The following is a 546-nucleotide window of genomic DNA, read 5'->3' as shown; positions in this document are numbered from 1 at the left end:
TTATCTCTCAACACTTCCACAAAAGCAAAATCTGCTCCAAGCTCAATTAAAAATTTTTCTATATGTTTAGTTAATTCTTTTTCTACTTCCCTTTCCTGTGCTTCATTTCCTACACTTAAAAAATCAAAAACATATGGATCTTTGAGCGTATAATGTGCTAGATCAGATTGAGGAGAAACTAGTTTACTTTGAAAATTTGTTATTGCTTGCCCTTGTCTTTTGTGTAACTCAAGTTCGATTTGTGTAACCATCATATTACGTGACCAACCATATTCAATAGCTTGCTTTACGTAAAATAACCTATCCTGCTTCTTAGATACCTTATCTATTAAGGTAATATTATGATACCACGTCAATTGTGCAAGCACCTCTTGCACAAATTTAATATCTTGATATTCCTCAGCAAAATGCCTCATATATTTAAGGTTTCTGCTGCTAAATCCTTTTATTTCAGGAAATGCAGAATGTAGATCACGGCTTAAATTATCTATTACTTTAGCGCCCCAACCGTATTTTTCCTGTCGTTTAAGAATTTCATTACCTATA

1 protein-coding gene is annotated in these 546 nt (G+C 32.8%); it reads right to left on the bottom strand.

The window, feature by feature from the left end; all coding sequences use genetic code 11:
- Nucleotides 1–546: PDDEXK nuclease domain-containing protein (locus tag SB78_RS05265; RefSeq protein WP_041079116.1), on the bottom strand; the 546-nt coding region annotated here is incomplete at both ends.

This window comes from Rickettsia asembonensis (assembly GCF_000828125.2).
Classification (GTDB): domain Bacteria; phylum Pseudomonadota; class Alphaproteobacteria; order Rickettsiales; family Rickettsiaceae; genus Rickettsia; species Rickettsia asembonensis.
This window is presented reverse-complemented; position numbering and strand designations above follow the sequence as displayed.